Here is a 19,680-nt window from a genome sequence, read left to right on the forward strand (position 1 = left end):
TACGTAGTTACTTTACCGTTAGATCGGTATGCAATTCCTTACGCGACATTTGTTCCAGTTGTACTTCCGGCTTAAAAGGCAGGCTGGATTCATTGTTGCTGATCGTCACTTTTTCACAGGCGGTGAGCTTAAACGCGGCCCGCTCCGCTCCTGCCGGCAGGTAATCTTTCATCCAGGTAAGGCGGTTATTGCGGAAGATAAGATTAGCGGTACTCCTGGCGGTTAACACCGGGTAATCGTATAATTTAAAGGTATTGTCAGTGATGCGAATATTGCGGTGTACCATATATCCCCGTACCAGTTCATGATTTTCCGGCGCAATAGCAATTACGTAATTGTCCGGCGCCTGGTTATACCCCACCCCTTCAAAAGTATTCCCGGTAATGGTTACATCCTGTACTGGTCCCGATTCGTACCAGCTGCTGGCATCATCGGCGATAAGGATCGCGTGCATCCCCGTACGGTAAAATGTATTATCGGCGATTACTACTTTCTTGCGGGTAGTTACCAGCAAACCACGGGCATTGGTACCTTCAAAAATGCTATTGCTTATCGTCACCGAAGGCGCCCAGGTGATATTCTCAAGACAGTCGCCGGTACGGGCGGCAGCAGGAACATCACGATCGAGGGTGACTTCCATTTCCCGGGGCGATAACATTTTGGCGTTTACTACTTTTGCCATGCCATACCCCTGCAGGGCGGCGCTATGTACCAGCATTACGCTGTCGCCGGCAAAGTAGGCGGCGAAACCATAGGTTTGGTGGTGCATAAAACGCAGCTTCAATACCCGGGGCGATATTTTTTCGGTGATTTGCAGATGTGTCCCGTGTACGTTTACCGGATCATCATGCAGGCCCTTAAAATGGGCCGCAGTAATGGTGATATGCCCTTTACAACCGGAAAAGTGCATGCCGTCTGCCGATGATGCCATAGTCCTGCCACTACCAGGCTGGGGGATTATCTGAATACGCTGATAGCTGAGGTTTTCACAAAATTGCGCTACAATACCCAAGCCATGCATATAACGCATATTAATATTTTCCAGCTGTACATTGCGGCAGTGTTGCATAAACGCCCCTACCTGGTCGCGGATAACATCTCTCACCGTTAGTATATTTCCAGGAGCACCTTTAAACGTTGCAAAGTTACCGGTAAACCGTACCAAGCCGGGAGCTATTAATGCCGCTTTGCTTTTATAAAAAGGATCCCAGGAAGAATAAGTGTATATTCCTTTCACAGTATCGGCTATCACCACATGAAATCTCGCCGACTTCCACTTTTCACCATACCATTCCACATGATCATTTACAATGGCAAACCTGGAATCGGGATGAATGGCTGCTACCACTTCCTGGGGAGTAATTGTTTTCAAGGTCATTTCAGACATGGTTGGACGCTCCATATCTACGCTGATATTACGTAACGTAATATCTTCGCAATGATCGAACAACCAGCTGATCATCTTCCCGTGAAATACCAATGAGGCGCCATGCCCTTCGATGGTAAGCCCTTTAAAGTTCTCAAAAAACAGTCCGATGGTTTTTATTTTGTCGGGCACTTCCTCTTCATCGGAAGTATTGGAAATAAAGTACTCCTTCTTTACGGCACTGTCGGGATAAAAATCATAGCGGCCAGGTTGGAATTCCAGTACGGCGCCCGGGATATTTCTACAGGCGGCAATGGCCTCCTGTACTTTCACCGTAGCATCTTTAAAAGTATTGGGTGGCATATCCACGGATATGCGCTGCTGGCTGGCCACCGTAAGCGATAACAGCAAGGTTGGGACGATGATCAAAGCGGAAAAGCGATTCATGTATTTATCTTCATTGAACTGTTCTGCAATACTTTACTATATGGAGATACAATAAACAGCATAAAGTGAATCACTCCTAATCCTTTTCTCCCCAATACAAATACTATTTTCAACCATGCAGGCCAGTCATCCTCCTAAAAGAGAGAATAAATCAAAGCCGCGGCGGCAGCCGTCATCAGGATGAGTGTGAGCGCCCCCAGCAGGTTGGAAAACCAGGAGTTGGTATATTCCTTCATGATCTTTTTATTGTTGCCAATATGCATAATCATCGCAATCATCACAGGCGCCGTTAGGCCATATACAATGGCTGTATAGAGCAAAGCTTTTATAGGATTAACGCCCAGGAAATCGAGCGATAATCCCACCAGCAGGGAGATAATGATAGAGATATAAAATGATTTGGCCTCGGCGAATGTTTTATCCAGGCCTTCTTCCCAACCCAGGGTTTCGGCCAGCATATAAGATTGCGAACCGGTAAGTACGGGTATCGCCAATAACCCGGTACCCAGTACCCCCAGGGTAAACATCAGGGAAGCCAGTTTGCCAACCAGCGGTTCCAACGCTTTGGCCGCCTGGTCTACCGTTTCCACCTGGTTGATTCCTGCTGAAAATAATACACTGCCCGTAGTAAGGATAATGAAGAACATCACGATGTTGGAAAACAACATACCCGCATTTACATCTGTTCTCATATCCTTCAGCATCCGTTTATCGACCCAGATACCCTGTGCTCTTTTCTTCCCATTGCCGCTATGTTCCTGCTCTTCGGCTTCCATGGTAGTTTGCCAGAAAAACAGGTAAGGGGAAATGGTGGTGCCTAAAATGGCCACAATAATGGAGAGATAATCATTATTCCAATGTATATCGGGGATAAAGGTATGTTTTAAAATGTCCATCCAGTTGAGGTGCAGGAGAAAAGGCACTATCAGGTACAGGAACAGCGACACGCACAGCCATTTCAGGATCATGGCAATCTTCTGATAAGAATACCGGATGATTGTAAACATCATCAAGGCGGTAATAGCCACGCAAAACATCCATACCGGCACCGCAGGCACCATCATATGGCATACAGCGCCCATACCCTGTATATCAGCGCCTACATTGAGCGTAATAGCGGGAAAGCTCACTAAGAGCATCAGGTATAATACCGGGCGGGGATAATATTGTTTTAAGGTGACCGTCAGTCCCTGAGAAGTAACCAAGCCAATACGGGCGCACATGCCCTGTATCGCGGCCATGAGTGGAAAGCTAAGCAGCGCCGTCCACAGGGTAGCCAATCCAAATTGCGCACCTGCCTGCGAATAAGTGGCTATGCCGGAAGGGTCGTCATCACTGGCCCCGGTAATCACTCCGGGACCTAGTTTTTTAAGGAATCTGCCTATGCCTGTGTCAGCAAATTTTTTGCGCATGTACCAGTCAAATAAGGATTTCAAAAGTTGCCCAAATTTAAACATAAAACAGCGCATTCACGCAGCGTATAAAAAAACAAAGGCCGATCCATGTGGATCAGCCCCGTTTTAACAACCGTTCCCCTCAGAACGTGTGCATATATTCCTTGTACCGGTTGTACAAGTGTCCCGCCTGCAGGTAAGCCGACTGGGGACTCATAAAGTGTGAGAATTCAAAAGTGATCGCTTTATCATAACCGGCTTTCCTGGCAGCTTCCAGCTTAAGCCGCAGTTTTTCAAATTTGATGGGAAAAAATTTGATAGGCATATCCCGGTCAAAACTTTCAGCATTGGTCCAGCATTGCAACCCATAACGATCGGCCATCATTTTATTCACCCGGAAAAAGTCTTCCAGTTCATGGTAATCGATATGCCCGTCCTGGAAAGCAACTGCATCAACCGCACCACGGATACCATCGAAGATTTCGCTCCATTCTTTTTCGTGTTCCTGCAACGATACCGCATCTGCTTTGGTGAGACCGGCAGACGCCGCCATTACCGCTTTTTTCCCATCTATCCAGGGTGATATCAGTGTAGGCAGCCCGTTGCTCACTTCCTTACATTGCAGACCCAGCGTGCGGAAGGCGGTAGCCGCGCCTTTGGTCTTTCGGCTGATCTCCATACTGAGATACCAGCCTTTAAAACTTTTATGATGCCCATACGTTTTCCACACCTCATCTATCACAAAGCGGTTGCTGTCTATTTCATGATACATGTCGCCGGTGTCCCAATATTTACCACTATCGTACAGCCCGAAATAAAACTGCATTTCCATTTCATCAGCCAGTTCCAGGTACATCTTTACCAGGTCGACCGGTGGCTCATAGGCGCCGAATTCCTTTACCAGGTAGCGGGAGGGATAGGTCAGAAATTTACGATAACCGCTACGAATCAGGATAACAGTGTCGATTCCGATGGCTTTCATGTGCTCAAAATCTTTTCGCCATTCTGCCCTGCCCCAGTTCTGATGCGGGATATCGTGGCTGATCTCATCTAAGAAAGTGCCGGTAATTTTCATCTATAAATATTTTTTTTGTTGCAGTATACTTTTCCAGACAAGGTATCCGGCGCCTTTTAAATGCAGTCCATCGTTGGTATAATCGGTACTCAGCTTTCCTTCACTATCGCATAGGGCATCGTGCAAATTTACGTAGGTGTATCCCCGTTGTACCGCCATGCGCTCCAGCTGCTGGTTAATAGCGGCAATTCGCGCCTCCTTGTGCTGGTGCCGGGCAAATTCCGTAAACTGATCATTGGTAGGCAGGATGCTTTGCACATATAGTTTGGTTGCAGGCGACTCCCGGCGGATACGATCTACGATCTTCGCATAATTGCTGATAATCACACTGTCCGGCACGCCATTAGCCAGGTCGTTGATACCGATCATGAGGAAGATCCGGGAAGGCTTACGGCGGGTGACTTCCGACAGCCGGTTTAAAATACCTGCGGTCATGTCGCCACTGATACCCCGGTTTTTGATCTTACAGTTTTTAAACAGATCTGCCCATTCTGCGATATCTGTAATACTATCTCCCAGGAAAATAATTTCGCCAGACTCCGTATCAGGGATCCCGTTAAACTGCGTTACCTTTTGCCGGTAATAGGTGCTGCCATAGGTACTATCGTACTGGGCGGCAGCGCTCAGCGGCGCCAGCAGCACTGCTGCCAATATCATGCGTTTCATCATATTATTCCGTTTCAATAGCTATGGTGGCGGCTACCCGATGTTCCATATTCGTATTTTCTGCGGCGGTGATATGCAGGCGGTCGTACCAGGTAAACTTAAGTACCACCATACAAACCAACCATACACCCATGGCCAGGAAGCCTTTCTCAAAATAACCAAAAACAAAACAGATCGGCATAATCACCATACTCATTTGCCAGCAAATACCTACCAGTATATTGAGAAGATCCCATTTGAATTGCCGGTTAGGTACAAAGCTGGGATCTGCGGCCCTGGCCCAGCGGGCTACCGGCGTCCACCAGCCCCAGGGACGGGTGTTGGCGTAAAAACTGGTGAGCACCTGTTGACTGGGGGCAGGTGTGAGTAAACAACCCAGCACACTACCCGTCATAGAAAATGCCAGGATAATGAAGAAGGAAATCAAGGTGCCGATACCGCTGCCAAATAAATCGGCGTACTGCGGGAAATAGGCCGTGGCCAATAATCCCATGAGCTTAGGCACGAACGTGGCGGAGATAAGTCCGGTGAGCATGCCCGAAAAATAGCCATAGCCATTGAATCGCCACCATATCCATTTCAGCACATTGGCTGCGGCATAGCCGCCATAAAGAGCCGAAGAAATCCACAAGGTGAGAGAGCTGAGGGAATCGGCAAACAGGCCAAAAATGCAGCCCGTAAGGATTACCGCGATAGAAGTAACATAGCTCCACTTCACGTAATGGGAAGGCGCCTCGTTGGGTTTAAAGTATTTTTTATAGAAATCATTGACTAAATAAGCAGGGGCCGCATTCACGAAAGCGGAAAATGTACTCATAAAAGAAGCCAGCAAGCCAGCCAGCACAACGCCTCTTACACCGGCGGGCAGGTAACCGCCCACCACTTTACTCAGTATCACTTCAAAGTCGGGCTTTTGCTGCGCCTGCAATACGGGCATGAAATAGTTAATACCAATCAGCGTTAATGCGCTCACCATCATAAACAAGGGGATATACAATACCAGGTTGGTAAAACCGGTGAGCATAGCTGCTTCTTTGGGTTTCTTGGCACTGAGAATACGCTGCATATCAAAGCCGGGCACGGGGCCGGCGAGACTCGAAAATACGCCTTTGGCAATCATCATCATTACCAATGCACCAAACCAGGTAAATCCATCTTCCGCCACTTTTTGGTTGGCCTGTGGAAAAGAATTACTCCAGTTAACATCCAGCTTCCAGGATGGCCAGAAATTACTCCACCCTTCCGGCAAGCGATGATGCAACTCGGTGTAGTTCACATCATGTACGGCGTAAGTCACTACCAGCACGCAGCTCACCAACAAAATGCCATATTGCAGCACTTCAGTGGCCACTACGCTGTACATCCCTCCTTTTACAGTGTACAAAGTGGTCAGCGCCACAATGATCACGGCATAGGTTTGCTGACTGCTCAGCAAAGGATTCGACAGGTCCCAGGGTAAAATGGTAGCACTGAATTTACCGATGCCCACAAATACATATCCTATAAAACCGATGACACTTACGATAGCGAAAAGCACCACGATAATATGTGCCAGCCGGCCTCCCCGGTCATCGCCAAATCGTTTGATGATCCAATCGGCGCCAGTCATGGCATTACTTCGCCTGATCCAGATGGCCAAAAACACCATTACAAAAATCTGGTTCCAGATAGGCCATAGCCATGGCAGCCACGCCGCTTTGAAACCATACACAAAGAGCAGCGCCACATAAAAGGCGGTGCCGCTTACATCAAACATCCCGCTGCTATTGCTGAATCCCAGCCAGTACCATTTGATATTATTATCTCCCAAAAAATAAGATTGAATATTTTTGGAAGCTTTCTTTGATATCCAGAATCCAAGCCCCACAATGACGGCCAGATAAAGAAAGATGATCACAATGTCTATTGACGAGAGATTCATGTTCTGCTATTGATAAATGAATTAAATTAATCGTTGTTGTTTCAGCACCTGTACCCATTTCAGGTAGCCTTCCCCGGAAAGGTGCAGCCCATCGTACGTATAGCGGGCATCCATTTGCCCGGTATTATCGAGCAGTGCATCATACACATTTACAAAGGCTACCTGTAAACCAGCCGCCATCTCTTTGAGCCCGGCATTGAGCGCAATAATCTGTTCGTTGGTGCCGGTATAGTACTGGCGTCCTATCAGCTGATTATTGATAGGTAATACACTCTGTACAAAAATGCGGGTACCGGGAGAAGCCGTCTGCACGGCGCTGACAATGCGGCGATAAGTAGCCACGATGGCTGCTGCCGGCATATGCTTGTTGAGATCGTTGGTACCCACGAGAATAAACAACTTCGCTGGACAATGCCGGGTCACTTCATCTACCCGGGCCAGCAAGCCATTGGTATTATCGCCGGCAATCCCCCTGTTCAGGATGTTGGCCTTTCCCAGAAACTCGCACCAGTCGCCCCACTGCGTAATACTATCTCCAAAAAATATTACCGGTTTTTTAGCTACCGGCAATTGCCGGAAGTAAGCCGTACGGCTGTCGTACAAATAATTATGATAGCTGGAATCCTGCGCCAGCAGTGGCATTGAACCACCTATACATGCCAGTAGCAACAAAGGAATACTTTTTAATGTCATATCGTTTTATGTTTTCCAATACCATTGCCGGCGGGTAAACCAGGCGGCAAGGGCGGTAACCAAACCAGTAAACAAAAATCCCCTTAACACACCGGTAGCTGCCTGCTGCCCCATGGCGTCAAAAAAACGGATAACACCGGTGAGCTGCAACAGCGGTAATAGCAACAGGTTGCCCGCAACATAGGCCACCATTGGATTACGACCGGTAACAGACAGGTAATGGATGATGATTTGCCCTACCTTACTGTATTGCAAGGCGTACAGGATAATTAATACCAGGAAGGCAAGGCCGGTAGTAACAAAGTAATAGCTAAACGTGGCGGGATCTTTCTTTATGCCGCCCTCAAATGATTCAAAGCACAGTCCCAGTACAACAAGATAAGCACCCGTTTGCAAAAAAAGATATAATAACTGAAAATGTTCCCGGCGGAGACTTGCTACCGCCAGATAGCAGAGCAGCAATCCTCCCAGTGTAGCCACCATGTTAGTGGTAGTATACCGGCCAAACAACAGGCATACATTACATAGCAGTACTGCCGCTGCAAAATTACCTGCCAGCCGTATCCGGACTATCTCGCCAGCATCAGGCACTTTGGTGGCTGCACCGTATTGCAGCATCCAGTCACCAGCCAGTGTGCCGGGCAATAGGATAAACAGGTATTTCAGAAAGCCTGCCTGGTACATCCAGGGCAGCGGCGACGAGTGCAGCCAGGTATAACACCAGTTGCCCGGTTGCGCTCCACCCAGGTAAATACCCGCCAGCAAAGGCAATAATGCCAGTCGCCACAGCGGATGATTCCTCGTAATATACCACCAGCAAATACCCGCAAAAGATACATTGGCCAGTATCAGGATAATGATATCACTGTTGTATAGGGAAAATCCCTTGTTGTCTTCAAAAGGCAACACATATAACAACACCGCTGTTACCACGATGGCTGTCCCCTTGAGGATACGCCATAAACGGCTGCCAGCCGGCGGCTGAAAAAATAAAACAAACAGCAGCCCGAAAGCCAGGATGGCAACCGCATACCCCGTGGTACCCGGCGCTGCATGGGCCATTTGCCGGGAAAAGAGGGCAAAGAATACCAACAGCAGGTAACGTTTTACTGCAAGCCCCACTATAGCCGGAAAGCCTGCTTTTTCCTGTATTCTTTTTTTGAGAGATAAGGGAATGGCAGCACCCATGCTGAACAGGAAGAATGGAAATACGAGGTCTACCCAACTGATACCGGGCAACTGCGGATTGAACTGATGTGCAGGAGGTGGCTCCTGCGCATGATACATCCAGGCAGGCAGTATCCCGAAGGCAATACTACCTGCCAGTACCATTCCGAAAATGGCCAACCCTCTTAAAGCGTCCAGGCTCTGATTACGTTGCTTCATAGATCTATGGCTGTAATCCGGCCTTTACTTCATCCCACAATGGCACGCCCATATGATTGTACTGCGGCGCATATAAGTGTACCAGGTCAAAGATCATGACACCGGAAGTTTTAGACAGGATCAGTTTAATTGCTTTACGGATATCAGATTTATTGTTCCACACGGTATTACCGGCGTCGATACTACCTACCAGCGGCACTTTGTTCTTGGTCACATAACGGCCCCCATTCAGGGAACCTTCCAGGCTCCACCAGTTGTAGGTCAACCCCGCTGTAGCAGGGTTGTCTGCCAGCATGATCTGTGCATAATAGTTACCTGTCATCAGCAGCCCCAGCTCATCGGCATAACCGTAATCTTTGGTTTGCGGATAGGCCCAGTCCATACGAAGTACGGGGTCGTTAAACGGATCATATTTCTGACTGGCCCAGTTAACACCTACCGGGTAATAATCGCCGTACCAGCCGCCCACATAGGCGCCAAACAGGGCATCTGCACGGGTAGCCTTGATAGCGGCATGTGCTTTCTTCACAAAGTTGTAGATCACGCTCATACGATAGGCCAGCCAGCGTTTGTAATATTTGCCGGTAGCAGCGGGTATGGTTTGCCCGTTTTCCTGCTTCCAGGAAGAAACGATGTCGGTTGGAAAGCTCATGAAATTGGCGTTCTGGTCGTTGAACACGTCTTTCAGGTATTGCACAAACTGTGTTTTGCTATAGTCAGAAAAATCTGCATCGATATTGGCGTAACGGGCATAGTCGAGGATAACCCCATCTACCGGGTATTTAGTCACTATCTCTTTCAGGATATTGATAATGCGGTCCTGCACTTCCGGATAGGCAGGGTTCACAAAGCCTGGGCGGCCCGTTTCCGTGATGGGTACCCGTTTACCACTGGCGTCGCATACGATGGCCTGGTATTTATTTTTGAACACATCATCTTCGAAAACGGCGCCGGTTTTGGTATCGTTATCTCCTTCTACGAAAGTCATCACGGAGGCATATACTTTCATCTTCCTTTCTTTGGCAGTTTTCACCATAAAGTCGAGGTAATCTACACCAGCGGGTAGCGATTTTCCGTTGTGACTGGCCACTTTGCTGGTATAGGCGCTGGGGAAAACGGTATGCCCGGATGATTCTTTTACATCTACCACCAATGCGGTGATACCAATTTGTTGTAATGTATCCAGTGTTTTACGGATAGCCGGCGTATCATTAAACCGGCCATAGGTGCCAAATACGTTGGCGTTTAAATCTATCCACACAATCGCTTCCTTTTTACCCCCGGGCGTTACCAGGGTATCGGTGCCCTCATCGGGCTCTACGACTGGCGTGGTGTTATTATTTTTCTTACATCCGGCTATGGCCAGCAACAGCAGCAACAGCGCAGGAATGATATGTATTTTTTTCATGAGGCAGTGCTTTTTAAAAACCGGGGCATAGGATGCGCTATGCTCCGGAAAGGGTGATTAATAGGTGGTCAGTTCATATCCGATGATTCCCACGTTGGTCAGCAACATATAAATGTAGGCGCTGGACCTGTCGGGCGCAAAAGACACGCACACATCACCGGTACCGTTGCCATTGTCGGCCGCGCCGCCAATAGACTCGGAGTTGAATACGTTGAATGCACCATAGGCCGGGTTGGCGGGCGACATGCTCACCGCCGCCGGATCGGTGACATCAAACAGGGCGATATTGCCATTGTTGAGACTCCAGGAGTTGTACTTCAAAAAGGCCAGGTAGTTGGCGCCGTTGAAGTTGAAATATACAGATGGCGCATGGAAAATATAGCCGGCAGCGTCGGTATTGAAAGCGGCGATACGGGCGTTGCTGCCTCCATTTACCATCGCTATTTCACTGCCGTAGTTCATGAAATAAGTACTGGAGAAAGAAGCCGCTGTAGGTAACGCATCGGCCAGGTAACCCACATTATCGGTGCCTTTGTAGGTAGCCACCACCGGCGCTGCATTTACATCCGGCGTGTTAGCGGCATTCACAATTTTACCATTGTGGATACGCCATTTGTAGATGTCGGCGGTTTGAGAGGCGGTAGCATAGATGACCGCATCTTTATACAGATCTCCGTAGATACGTACCCGTCGGCCTACACCTGCCCAGGCGGTGTTATTGCTCCACTCCAGGATTTTTTCCGGCGCCGGGTCAGTAGCGCTTTTCCAGCGGTACAGCGTAAATTTATCATTCAGTGCTGCAAAGCTGGCGCCTACCAATGCTCCCATGGAATCGTTCTGCATCTGGAAGGAATAGAAATTGCTGACCGGCAACGGCATATCCTGTACGTAGTTACCGGTAGTGCGGTTAAACAGGCGCAATTTCGACGGGTTGGTATTGCTCACCACCACCAGGTAGTCGCCGCTCACCGCCATACTGGTTTCGGTGTAGTTGGTGCTGATACCGCCACCACCGGAGGCAGCCCCCAGCTTCACAAACAGCTTGCGGGTAATACCAATACCATAAGGTTTCTTCACCGGCGGCATTACTTTCAGCGTGTATTGTTTTACGATGCCATCTATACTTTTTACCGTAAAGGGTACGGGGTTGGAAAGATTCACCGTAGCGCCATCGGCAATAGAGGCGGTAGAGTGACTGTTGACCGTTACGCTCACCTGTGCCTTCGATACATCTACACCAGGCAGCACGTAAAAGATCACGTCATTATCTTTTATCACGGCTTCCACTTCTGTGTCGGCGCCATCGAGCAGGTAGTGCATGGTAGCTTTTTTCACACTCACATCCCCTACTTTTTTCGCTACTACCACCAGCTTGCTTTTCTGGCCGGTGCCACCGGTAATTTCCAGGTTAATGGGTTTAGACATATCCATCAGTGTACCGATCGCAGGGCGCATTACGGCGTCAAGCGGCAGGTTGGCACGTAATATCAATTTGTGGATATCCGTTTCGTTATCTGATTCTACCGGGTAGAAATAAGGCACTTCAATAAATGCGCTGTCTTTGGCTGTATTGTATACCGGTTCAAAGGTAGCGTCTTTTACACCGGGCAATTCCAGCCAGATCGACTGCGGCTTGCTGTCTTCTTTCGGAAAGATGGGTTCCGGCTTGTGGCAGGCGGCGAGCGCCATGCCTAACCCCATGATGATTGCAGGTACTTGATATATATTTCGCATGTACAAATCATTTATTGTTACACATAGCTGTTACCAGCCCTGAATTTGTTTCATTGCCGGGTTGTTCACAATTTCGGTTTGTGTGATCGGCATGTAGTAGAAAGAGGTTGGGAAATAACGGTTTTCCTTGTCGCAGTCTACTTCCGTATAATCGAAACCGCTACCATTGGCTGTTACTTTATGCCCGTGGAAACGCACATTGTTTAATACGATATGCGCTTTACGCCAGCGGCGCAGGTCCCAGTAACGGTGGCCTTCAAAGGCCAGTTCCACTTTACGTTCATGCTCAATGGCAGCCATCATGGCTTCCGGCGTAGCGGCAGGCGTACCGGGCAGGCCTACCCTGGATCTTACCTTATTCAGGGAGGTTTTGGCTTCTGTTATTTTGCCCAGTTTGGTCAGTGCCTCTGCATGTATCAGTAGTATTTCTGCATAGCGCATTTCTACCCAGGGCTGGTTGCTGTTGAGCACCAGGATATCGGTGTTGGTTTCGTCCAGCATTTTACGCTGGTAATAGCCGGTCACCGTTTTACGTGGATCGCTGTTTACTTTAAAATCGATGTAGCCTTCCTTATCATCATCGGGCGTAGTGTTAACATGTCTGCCTTTCCAGGAAGCGCCGTTATAAATAACGGAGGCATAGAACCGCGGCTCTCTGCCGGCATATGGATCTGCTTTCATATCGGCTTCTGACCAGGAAAACCTGCGGCCATCGGCCATTTCATATTCATTCACCAGCTCGGCAGTTGGTACGCCGGTAGCGCCGCCACCAGCTACATCTGCCGGGGGTGAGAAGAAGAAGTCCAGCTGATGCGTAACGCCCGGGCGTTGATAATACACGGCAAAGATGGATTCTTTACTGTTGTTGTTCAGAAATGCTTTGGCATAATCTGTTTCCAGGTCGTAGATACCCAGTCCGATTACCGCTGCAGCAGCATCTGCCGCGTGTTGATAGTACTCCGTTTTCTTAGAAGAAGGAACACCGGTGAGCGGATCTTTATTAAATTGTTTGTTGTCGTACTCCGCTACCGACGCAGCGTATAACCATGCCCGTGAGAGCAGTCCATAGGCAGCGCCCTGGGTAACTCTTCCCTTCTGTGCCGCAGGCCATTCTTTCGGTAAATGCTGGGCAGCGAAACTGAGGTCTGCGGCGATGAAGTTCCATACCTCCTCTTCGCTGGAGCGGGCGCGATTTTTATCGGCAGGGAGTTTATCCATGATGATCACGCTTCCGTTGATACGCGCCAGCCAGAAGTAGTTGTAGGCACGCAGGTAGCGGGCTTCTGCTTCGAACTGTACTTTTTGCTGATCGGTGAGTTTGCTATACAGCTGCATACCATTCAGAAACTCGTTGATACGACGAATATTGCCGTAGGCGTCGTCCCAGACAGAGATGCTGGGGGAAGCCGCATTCACCTGTCCGGGATTATAAGCCAGCCTGTTCACTGTTCCATTTCCCATGGAATTGGATGTATATTTTTCGATATCAGTAAATGCATCGGTAGCGTTGCTGTAGCCAATGGGAAACTGACCGAAAGCATAAGTTTTAAACTGATCGTACAAACCGTACATGTACAGGTCTACGTTGGCGGCATCTTTCCAGATAGCCGCGTCGGAGTAACGGTCGCCGGGCATACCATCCAGCTTGCAGGACTGTACACTGCCTGCCAGCGCCAGCAGCAGTAAGGCCGTTTTTATATGAGTGCGTAGTGTAGTCATAAGTAATAGCTTTTCCGTTTATAAAGTAAGGTTAGCACCGAAAGACATCATCTGTTGCTGAGGATAGAAGCCGTTGTTGGCATTAGGCATTTCAGGATCCATGTACTTCAGGTGATCGAAGGTGAGGAGGTTGAAGCCTGCCAGGTAAAAGCGGCATTTTTCCACGTTCAGGGCCCTCAACACAGCAGCGGGTAAGGTTACACCCAACTGGGCTGATTTGAGCCGCACATAAGCGCCATTTCTTACCCACTGTGAGTTAGCCCAGCCGTTGTGGTTCGGGAAACCTGCCCTATCGGCCGTTAAGCGGGGATAACGGGCATTCGGATTATCGGGGGTCCATGCCTGTTCTACCAGGTAGTAAGGACTGTTGCCTCCGCCATAAAACGGACGGGTAAATGGTGTGTTATCATTCACGCCCCAGGTGCCGGATGAACCTTCATATTCACCACCCAGTGATACATCTCTCAAACCAGCACCCTGGATGAGGGCAGAGAAATCAAAGATGCCATAACGCAGTTCCAGGTTTAAACCATACATGAGTTGCGGTATATTACTGCGGCCCATATACGTAATATCATCGGTGGTAATTTTACCATCGCCATTGATATCGCGGTATTTGATGAATCCCGGCGCAGCGCCACCACTGGGAGAAGAGGCCCAGTTGTTTACTTCATCCCAGCTCTGGAACAGCCCTTCGGAAATAAAGCCTTTCTTTTCACCGATGCTTCTGCCCGGACTTCTCTGCCAGGCGGGCAATCCATCGGGGTCGTTCTTCACCAGTATTTTATTGCGCGACCAGTTGAGGCTACCGGTAATGGCGTAATCAAACTTGTTATTTACTTTATGACGATGCGTCAATTGCAGGTCGAATCCTCTTACATCGGCCATACCGCGGTTTACCACGGTCGGATAATAACCTCCCATGGACGGCGGGAATAAGTTGCCTTGTAAATCGAGAATGTCTTTGGTGAGTTTGTAAAAATAATCGGCCGACACGCTCAATCCGCCGTGGAAGAGCGTAGCATCTACACCTACGTTGGTGTTGTAGGCTTTTTCCCAGGTAAGGCTGGTGCTGGGGATAGCGCCGGAGTAGATAGCGGAAACAGATTTATCACCTATAACGGATACCGGGTTGGCAGACAAGGAAAATGTCTGGAGATATTGATAATCGCTGTATCCCTGGTCATTTCCCAGTTTACCATAAGAGGCTCTCAGTTTCAGGAAGTCTACTTTATCTTTCAGCTGGCTGAAGAAATTTTCTTCACTGAGTACCCAGGCGGCAGACGCAGCGGGGAAGAAACCCCAACGGTTATACGTGGGGAAATAAAGTGATCCGTCGTAGCGGGACACCAGTTCCAGCAGGTATTTATTTTTATAGGCGTAGTTGATTCTTGTTACCAGGCCGGCGCGGGCATTGGTGCCGCTGTTGCCCGTAGGTTGTACAATGTATTTATTATCCTTGTCGCGGAAATCAATTTCTTTCAGCTCCGTGAGTGGCAGGTTGGCGCCACCGGCGGAGAAGCCATTTCTATCTGTCTGCGAATATTCGTATAGCGCCAGCGCTTTGATGCTATGGCTGCCTATTTCTGTGCTGTAGTTAATACTTGGCTGGAAAGTTTGCCGGGAGTTGTTGGCCTGCGATTGACGAATGGTGTTGATATTGATACCCGGAGGCGTAGATGGATTCCAGTACCAGCCGGAGCTGCCTTGTTCCCTTACCATGAGGTTATAGGGTTCTGTCCACCCCCGGAATTCCTGGAAGGATTTATCGTAGGCGGTCATCAGCTTCAGGTCCAGTCCTTTTACATAAGGTATGTGCGCAGTAAAGGTCATAGCGCCCTGGAAGGTGCTGGTGATATACCGTTGCCAGCCGGAGTTGTCGATGGCGGCGATGGGATTCACAATACCGGAGTTGGAGCGGGTGGCGGTGGGCACACCGTTGTACGTAGCTGGTATGTTGGGCAGCGTTCTTACCGCCTGGTAAAAGGGGTTCATGTATTCGCCATCATCGGCTGGGATACCGGTGCTGTTGCGGGTTTCCTGGCGGGCGCCCAGATCCAGCGCTATGGAAAACACCTTGCTGATATTTGCATCGAGGTTGGTGCGTACGTTGTATCGTTTGTAGTCAGATCCTTTTACCACCCCTTCCTGGTTCAGGTAACTGGCGTTGGAAAAATATCTCACCTTATCGGTACCGCCTCTCACGCTAACGCTATGGTGTTGTGCCATTGTTTTACGTCCGGTGAGCATGCCGGTCCAGTCGGTGTTGCCGAGGAAAGGATCTTTATTGGTACCATTGCGCAGCGCGGCTATCTGTGCATCGGAATAAGTATAGGGAATAGGATCGCCGCCGGTAGCGGTGAGGTAATCGTTATCCATTTGCTCTCCTTTTTTGAACCAGTACATATAATCTGGTCCGTCGAGGAATTTGGGGAAGCGGGTGAAGGCAGTGCGGGTCACTTCTCCATCGTAAGATACAATGGGCTTGCCGGAGTTACCTCTTTTGGTGGTGACCAGTATTACGCCGTTGGCGCCTTGTACCCCGTAGGTAGCTGCTGCCGCTGCATCTTTAAGGATGGAAATACTTTCCACCTCAGACGGGTCCAGGTTGGCGAAAGAGCGCTGTACCCCATCTACAATTACTACCGGGCTGTTGTTGTTGTAGGTACCTTGTCCGCGGATAAGGAGGGAAGCATCATCAAATCCCGGGCGGCCGGAAGTTTGGGTAGCTACCAATCCGGGCAGGCGGCCTGCCAGCATGTTGGTGAGGTTCATGGCGGGTGTTTTTTTCAGCTCGGCAGAAGAAATCTGCGCCACACTACCGGTGAGGGATGATTTCTTCTGAGTGCCGTAACCTACCACCATTACTTCATTCAGTTCTTTTGCGTTCTCTTTCAACACCGCATTAAAGGCAATTCCTGGTGTAGCCGTTACCGTGAGCGGGGAAAAGCCGGTCATTGAAATTACTACCGCCACCGGGGTATCGCCGGCGTTGAGACTAAAAGTACCATCGATGCCGGACACGATCCCTTTCTTGGTGCCTTTTACCAGGATGGTAGCGCCCGGGAGGGCGTTGCCTTTTTCGTCTCTGACGGTGCCTGTTACATTTTTGTTTTGTGCTATCGCCAGTGTATGCTGCATGATAAAGGCTATCATCAGCATTAATGTGCGCCACATAAGCACATTTAGATTTGGTTTACTCATAACTTTTAATTTACAGGAAGGATAAAAGCATTATTGTCTGTTATTGTTTTTCGAAGGTGGAATACACCTGGTAGAGGGCGCGTGGAACGTGGAAAGCGCCTTTCCATTTGCCGCCTTTCAGCGGAAGTAATACTTGTCCCTGGCGATCCAGGTAACCGAACCATTCACCATATGCCGCGTCGCGGAAATGTTGCCAGGTATAATCGTGTACTTTAAGGAACCATTCGGCGCAGCGTTTGTCGCCGGTAAATACATATCCTTTGGCCAGCGCGATGAGTGCTTCTACATGTACCCACCACAGTTTCTGGTCCCATTCCAGTTGCTGGGGCGGGTGGCCGAGGATGTCCTTAAAATAGAGGATGCCACCATATTGCTGATCCCATCCATATTCCAGGGTATCGAGCATGATATCACATGCTTTGCGCAGGAGTGTAGGGTCCTGCAGGCGGCGGGCCAGGTCCATGATAAACCACATGGCTTCAATACCGTGACCGGGATTGACGAGGCGGCCATCGAAGCTATCGGAGAAGTGGCCGTTGGCGAATACATTTTCTACGATGAGTTTTTTATCCGGTTGATAAAATACGTCCATTACTTCGTGGAGTACGGTAGGGATAAAAGCGGATACTTTGTCGGCGCCGAGGAGGTGCTCCATTTCGAGCGACAGGTTACACAGGATCATGGGTAAGCTGAAGCTCTTGAGGGGCCTGGTTCCGGGGTAGGCCTTATTATAGCTGCCTTTGGAATTTTCCTGGCGGAGGAGGATGTTGTTAAAAGTAGTGAGGGCTATTTCCTTGAAGCGGTCGCTGGGCGCAGCTTTGTCGAGCGAGGCAAATCCCATGGCAGCGAAGCAGTCGCTGAAGATATTATAAGCCTGTACCAGGGGTTTGCCTTGTTGGTTGAGGGAGAAGTACCAGTTGCCATTTTCATCGCGGCCATATTTTTCCATAAACGTGGCGCCGTGGAGGGCCATGTCGAGCCATTCCTGGCGGGGTGCTATTTTATTGAACATATGGCTGAAGCACCATACTTCGCGGCCCTGCAGCCACATAAATTTATCGGTGTCGAATACGCTGCCATCGCGATTCAGACAGGTGAAGTAGCCGCCATATTTTTCATCTTTGCTATGCTGCACCCAAAACGGTAAAATATTGTCGAGTAATTCATCTTTATACAGTGCGGCATAATAGGCTTTATCTAACGCGGCTGGTGTTTGTTCTCCTGGTTGTGGCTGATCGGCTACTTTTGGTTGCATTCTTTTTAAATTATTTTATTTACAGAGGACAATTTATAATTAATTTAATTACCAAACAATCAATACTAAATATTTTTATTAATTAATGACGTTTCAAGACAACTTTGTTAACTTTATTAATTAAATAGTACTTTTAAAGAAAAATATCACACTTATTGCATGACAACCCAGGAAAGCATATTTGAAATTTTTTCAGAAGAAACCCTGGCCGGAGTGGCCTACAAGAACAAATCCCTTAAGAGAGCCATCATCGACCATCTGGACCAGGCAGGCAACAGCACCATTACTGACTTAACCCTTGCCTTAAACATCAGTGTACCCAAAACCACCAGTCTCATTAATGAACTGATCAGCGATGGCATTGTAAAAGATTACGGGAAAGACGATTCCAAAGGTGGGCGCAGGGCCAGCATGTATGGCCTGGTAGCGGAATCCGGTTTTTTTATCGGCGTAGATATTAAGAACTTCTACGTAAACATCGGGTTGCTCGACTTTAAAAAGGAGCTGATAACGTCGGAAATGCGGGTACCATTTACCCTGGCCAATACCCCCGAATCGTTTCATGACCTGATCCAGATTATCCTGCAGTTCATTAATAATGTAACCGTAGATAAGAAGAAGATCTTTGCGGCCTGCCTCAATCTTTCCGGGCGTATCAACAGTGAAAAAGGTTATAGCTACAGCTATTTCCACTTCAATGAAGAGCCCCTGAGCCAGATCGTAGAAAACGCCATCGGCATCAAAACCTTTGTGGAAAACGATTCCAGGGCCATGGCCTATGGAGAGTTTTACAATGGTACCGTACACGACGAAAAGAATGTATTGTTTCTCAACCTGGACTATGGCATCGGGCTGGGTATTATGATAGACGGGAAGATATACCGGGGTAAATCCGGCTTCAGCGGCGAGTTTGGCCATATCCCCATTTTCTCCAACGAACTGATTTGCCATTGTGGTAAAAAGGGTTGCCTGGAAACGGAAGCCTCCGGGCAGGCGCTGATCCGGATGTTCAAGGAAAGGATAGAACAAGGTCATACCTCCAGCTTGTTGCAGCAAAAGAAAATGCCGGAAAACCTGCGCGTATCCGACATCATACAGGCTACCATGAGCGAAGATGTACTCTGTATAGAGCTGATTGCCGAACTGGGAGAAAAAATAGGTCGCGGTATTTCCGTGCTGATCAATCTCTTTAACCCGGAACTGGTGATCATTGGGGGTACCCTGGCCGAAACGGGCGACTATATCCGCCTGCCCATCCGCAGCGCCCTCAATAAATATTCGCTTAGCCTGGTGAATAACGATACCCAACTGCGTATGTCTAAACTGCACGAAAAAGCCGGTATTATTGGTGGTTGCCTGATTGCACGACACAATCTCCTGTCTTTTAATAAATAATTACATCAACGGTCGTT

Annotated in this window: 13 protein-coding genes; 1 reads left to right on the forward strand and 12 read right to left on the reverse strand. The window is 48.7% G+C overall.

From position 1 onward, the window contains the following. Nucleotides 1-7: 7 nt before the first annotated feature. From FHW36_RS24145 to FHW36_RS24200, 12 genes are all read right to left on the reverse strand, one after another. Nucleotides 8-1,813 (reverse strand): right-handed parallel beta-helix repeat-containing protein, encoded by a 1,806-nt coding sequence (locus FHW36_RS24145; protein WP_145672983.1) that lies wholly within the window; start codon nucleotides 1,811-1,813, stop codon nucleotides 8-10. A gap of 134 nt (nucleotides 1,814-1,947) precedes the next feature. Next, nucleotides 1,948-3,249, reverse strand: a complete 1,302-nt coding sequence (locus tag FHW36_RS24150) for an NRAMP family divalent metal transporter (RefSeq protein WP_246121221.1) — start codon at nucleotides 3,247-3,249, stop codon at nucleotides 1,948-1,950. Between the two features lie 100 nt (nucleotides 3,250-3,349). Then, the gene (locus FHW36_RS24155) at nucleotides 3,350-4,282 is read right to left on the reverse strand and encodes a DUF4434 domain-containing protein (protein ID WP_145672984.1); all 933 of its coding nucleotides are present in this window, start codon (nucleotides 4,280-4,282) and stop codon (nucleotides 3,350-3,352) included. Next, complete coding sequence (locus tag FHW36_RS24160; protein ID WP_145672985.1) at nucleotides 4,283-4,951, reverse strand: GDSL-type esterase/lipase family protein; 669 nt, start codon at nucleotides 4,949-4,951, stop codon at nucleotides 4,283-4,285. 1 nt (nucleotide 4,952) lies between these two features. Beyond that, a complete protein-coding gene (locus tag FHW36_RS24165) occupies nucleotides 4,953-6,869 on the reverse strand; it encodes a sodium:solute symporter family protein (protein ID WP_145672986.1) in 1,917 nt (638 codons plus the stop codon). A 21-nt stretch (nucleotides 6,870-6,890) separates the two neighbouring features. After that, nucleotides 6,891-7,562 carry a GDSL-type esterase/lipase family protein gene (locus tag FHW36_RS24170; protein WP_145672987.1) on the reverse strand — a complete coding sequence of 224 codons (672 nt, stop codon included), beginning with the start codon at nucleotides 7,560-7,562 and terminating at the stop codon, nucleotides 6,891-6,893. Between the two features lie 6 nt (nucleotides 7,563-7,568). Beyond that, nucleotides 7,569-8,948 (reverse strand): DUF5009 domain-containing protein, encoded by a 1,380-nt coding sequence (locus tag FHW36_RS24175; RefSeq protein WP_145672988.1) that lies wholly within the window; start codon nucleotides 8,946-8,948, stop codon nucleotides 7,569-7,571. Between the two features lie 4 nt (nucleotides 8,949-8,952). Then, nucleotides 8,953-10,356 (reverse strand): family 10 glycosylhydrolase, encoded by a 1,404-nt coding sequence (locus FHW36_RS24180; protein WP_145672989.1) that lies wholly within the window; start codon nucleotides 10,354-10,356, stop codon nucleotides 8,953-8,955. A 57-nt stretch (nucleotides 10,357-10,413) separates the two neighbouring features. Next, on the reverse strand, nucleotides 10,414-12,090 hold the full coding sequence (locus FHW36_RS24185; RefSeq protein ID WP_145672990.1) for a DUF5018 domain-containing protein: 1,677 nt from the start codon (nucleotides 12,088-12,090) through the stop codon (nucleotides 10,414-10,416). 30 nt (nucleotides 12,091-12,120) lie between these two features. After that, nucleotides 12,121-13,809 (reverse strand): RagB/SusD family nutrient uptake outer membrane protein, encoded by a 1,689-nt coding sequence (locus FHW36_RS24190; RefSeq protein ID WP_145672991.1) that lies wholly within the window; start codon nucleotides 13,807-13,809, stop codon nucleotides 12,121-12,123. Nucleotides 13,810-13,827: 18 nt separating this feature from the next. Further along, the gene (locus FHW36_RS24195; protein ID WP_145672992.1) at nucleotides 13,828-17,013 is read right to left on the reverse strand and encodes a SusC/RagA family TonB-linked outer membrane protein; all 3,186 of its coding nucleotides are present in this window, start codon (nucleotides 17,011-17,013) and stop codon (nucleotides 13,828-13,830) included. Between the two features lie 40 nt (nucleotides 17,014-17,053). After that, nucleotides 17,054-18,268 carry an AGE family epimerase/isomerase gene (locus FHW36_RS24200; protein ID WP_145672993.1) on the reverse strand — a complete coding sequence of 405 codons (1,215 nt, stop codon included), beginning with the start codon at nucleotides 18,266-18,268 and terminating at the stop codon, nucleotides 17,054-17,056. 159 nt (nucleotides 18,269-18,427) lie between these two features. On the opposite strand from FHW36_RS24200, the gene FHW36_RS24205 reads away from it, so the two are divergent. Next, entirely contained in the window at nucleotides 18,428-19,663 is a 1,236-nt protein-coding gene (locus FHW36_RS24205; RefSeq protein WP_145672994.1) for an ROK family transcriptional regulator, read from the forward strand. The last annotated feature ends 17 nt before the right edge of the window (nucleotides 19,664-19,680 follow it).

The sequence above is a fragment of the Chitinophaga polysaccharea genome (assembly GCF_007829335.1).
In the GTDB taxonomy this organism is placed as follows: domain Bacteria; phylum Bacteroidota; class Bacteroidia; order Chitinophagales; family Chitinophagaceae; genus Chitinophaga; species Chitinophaga polysaccharea_B.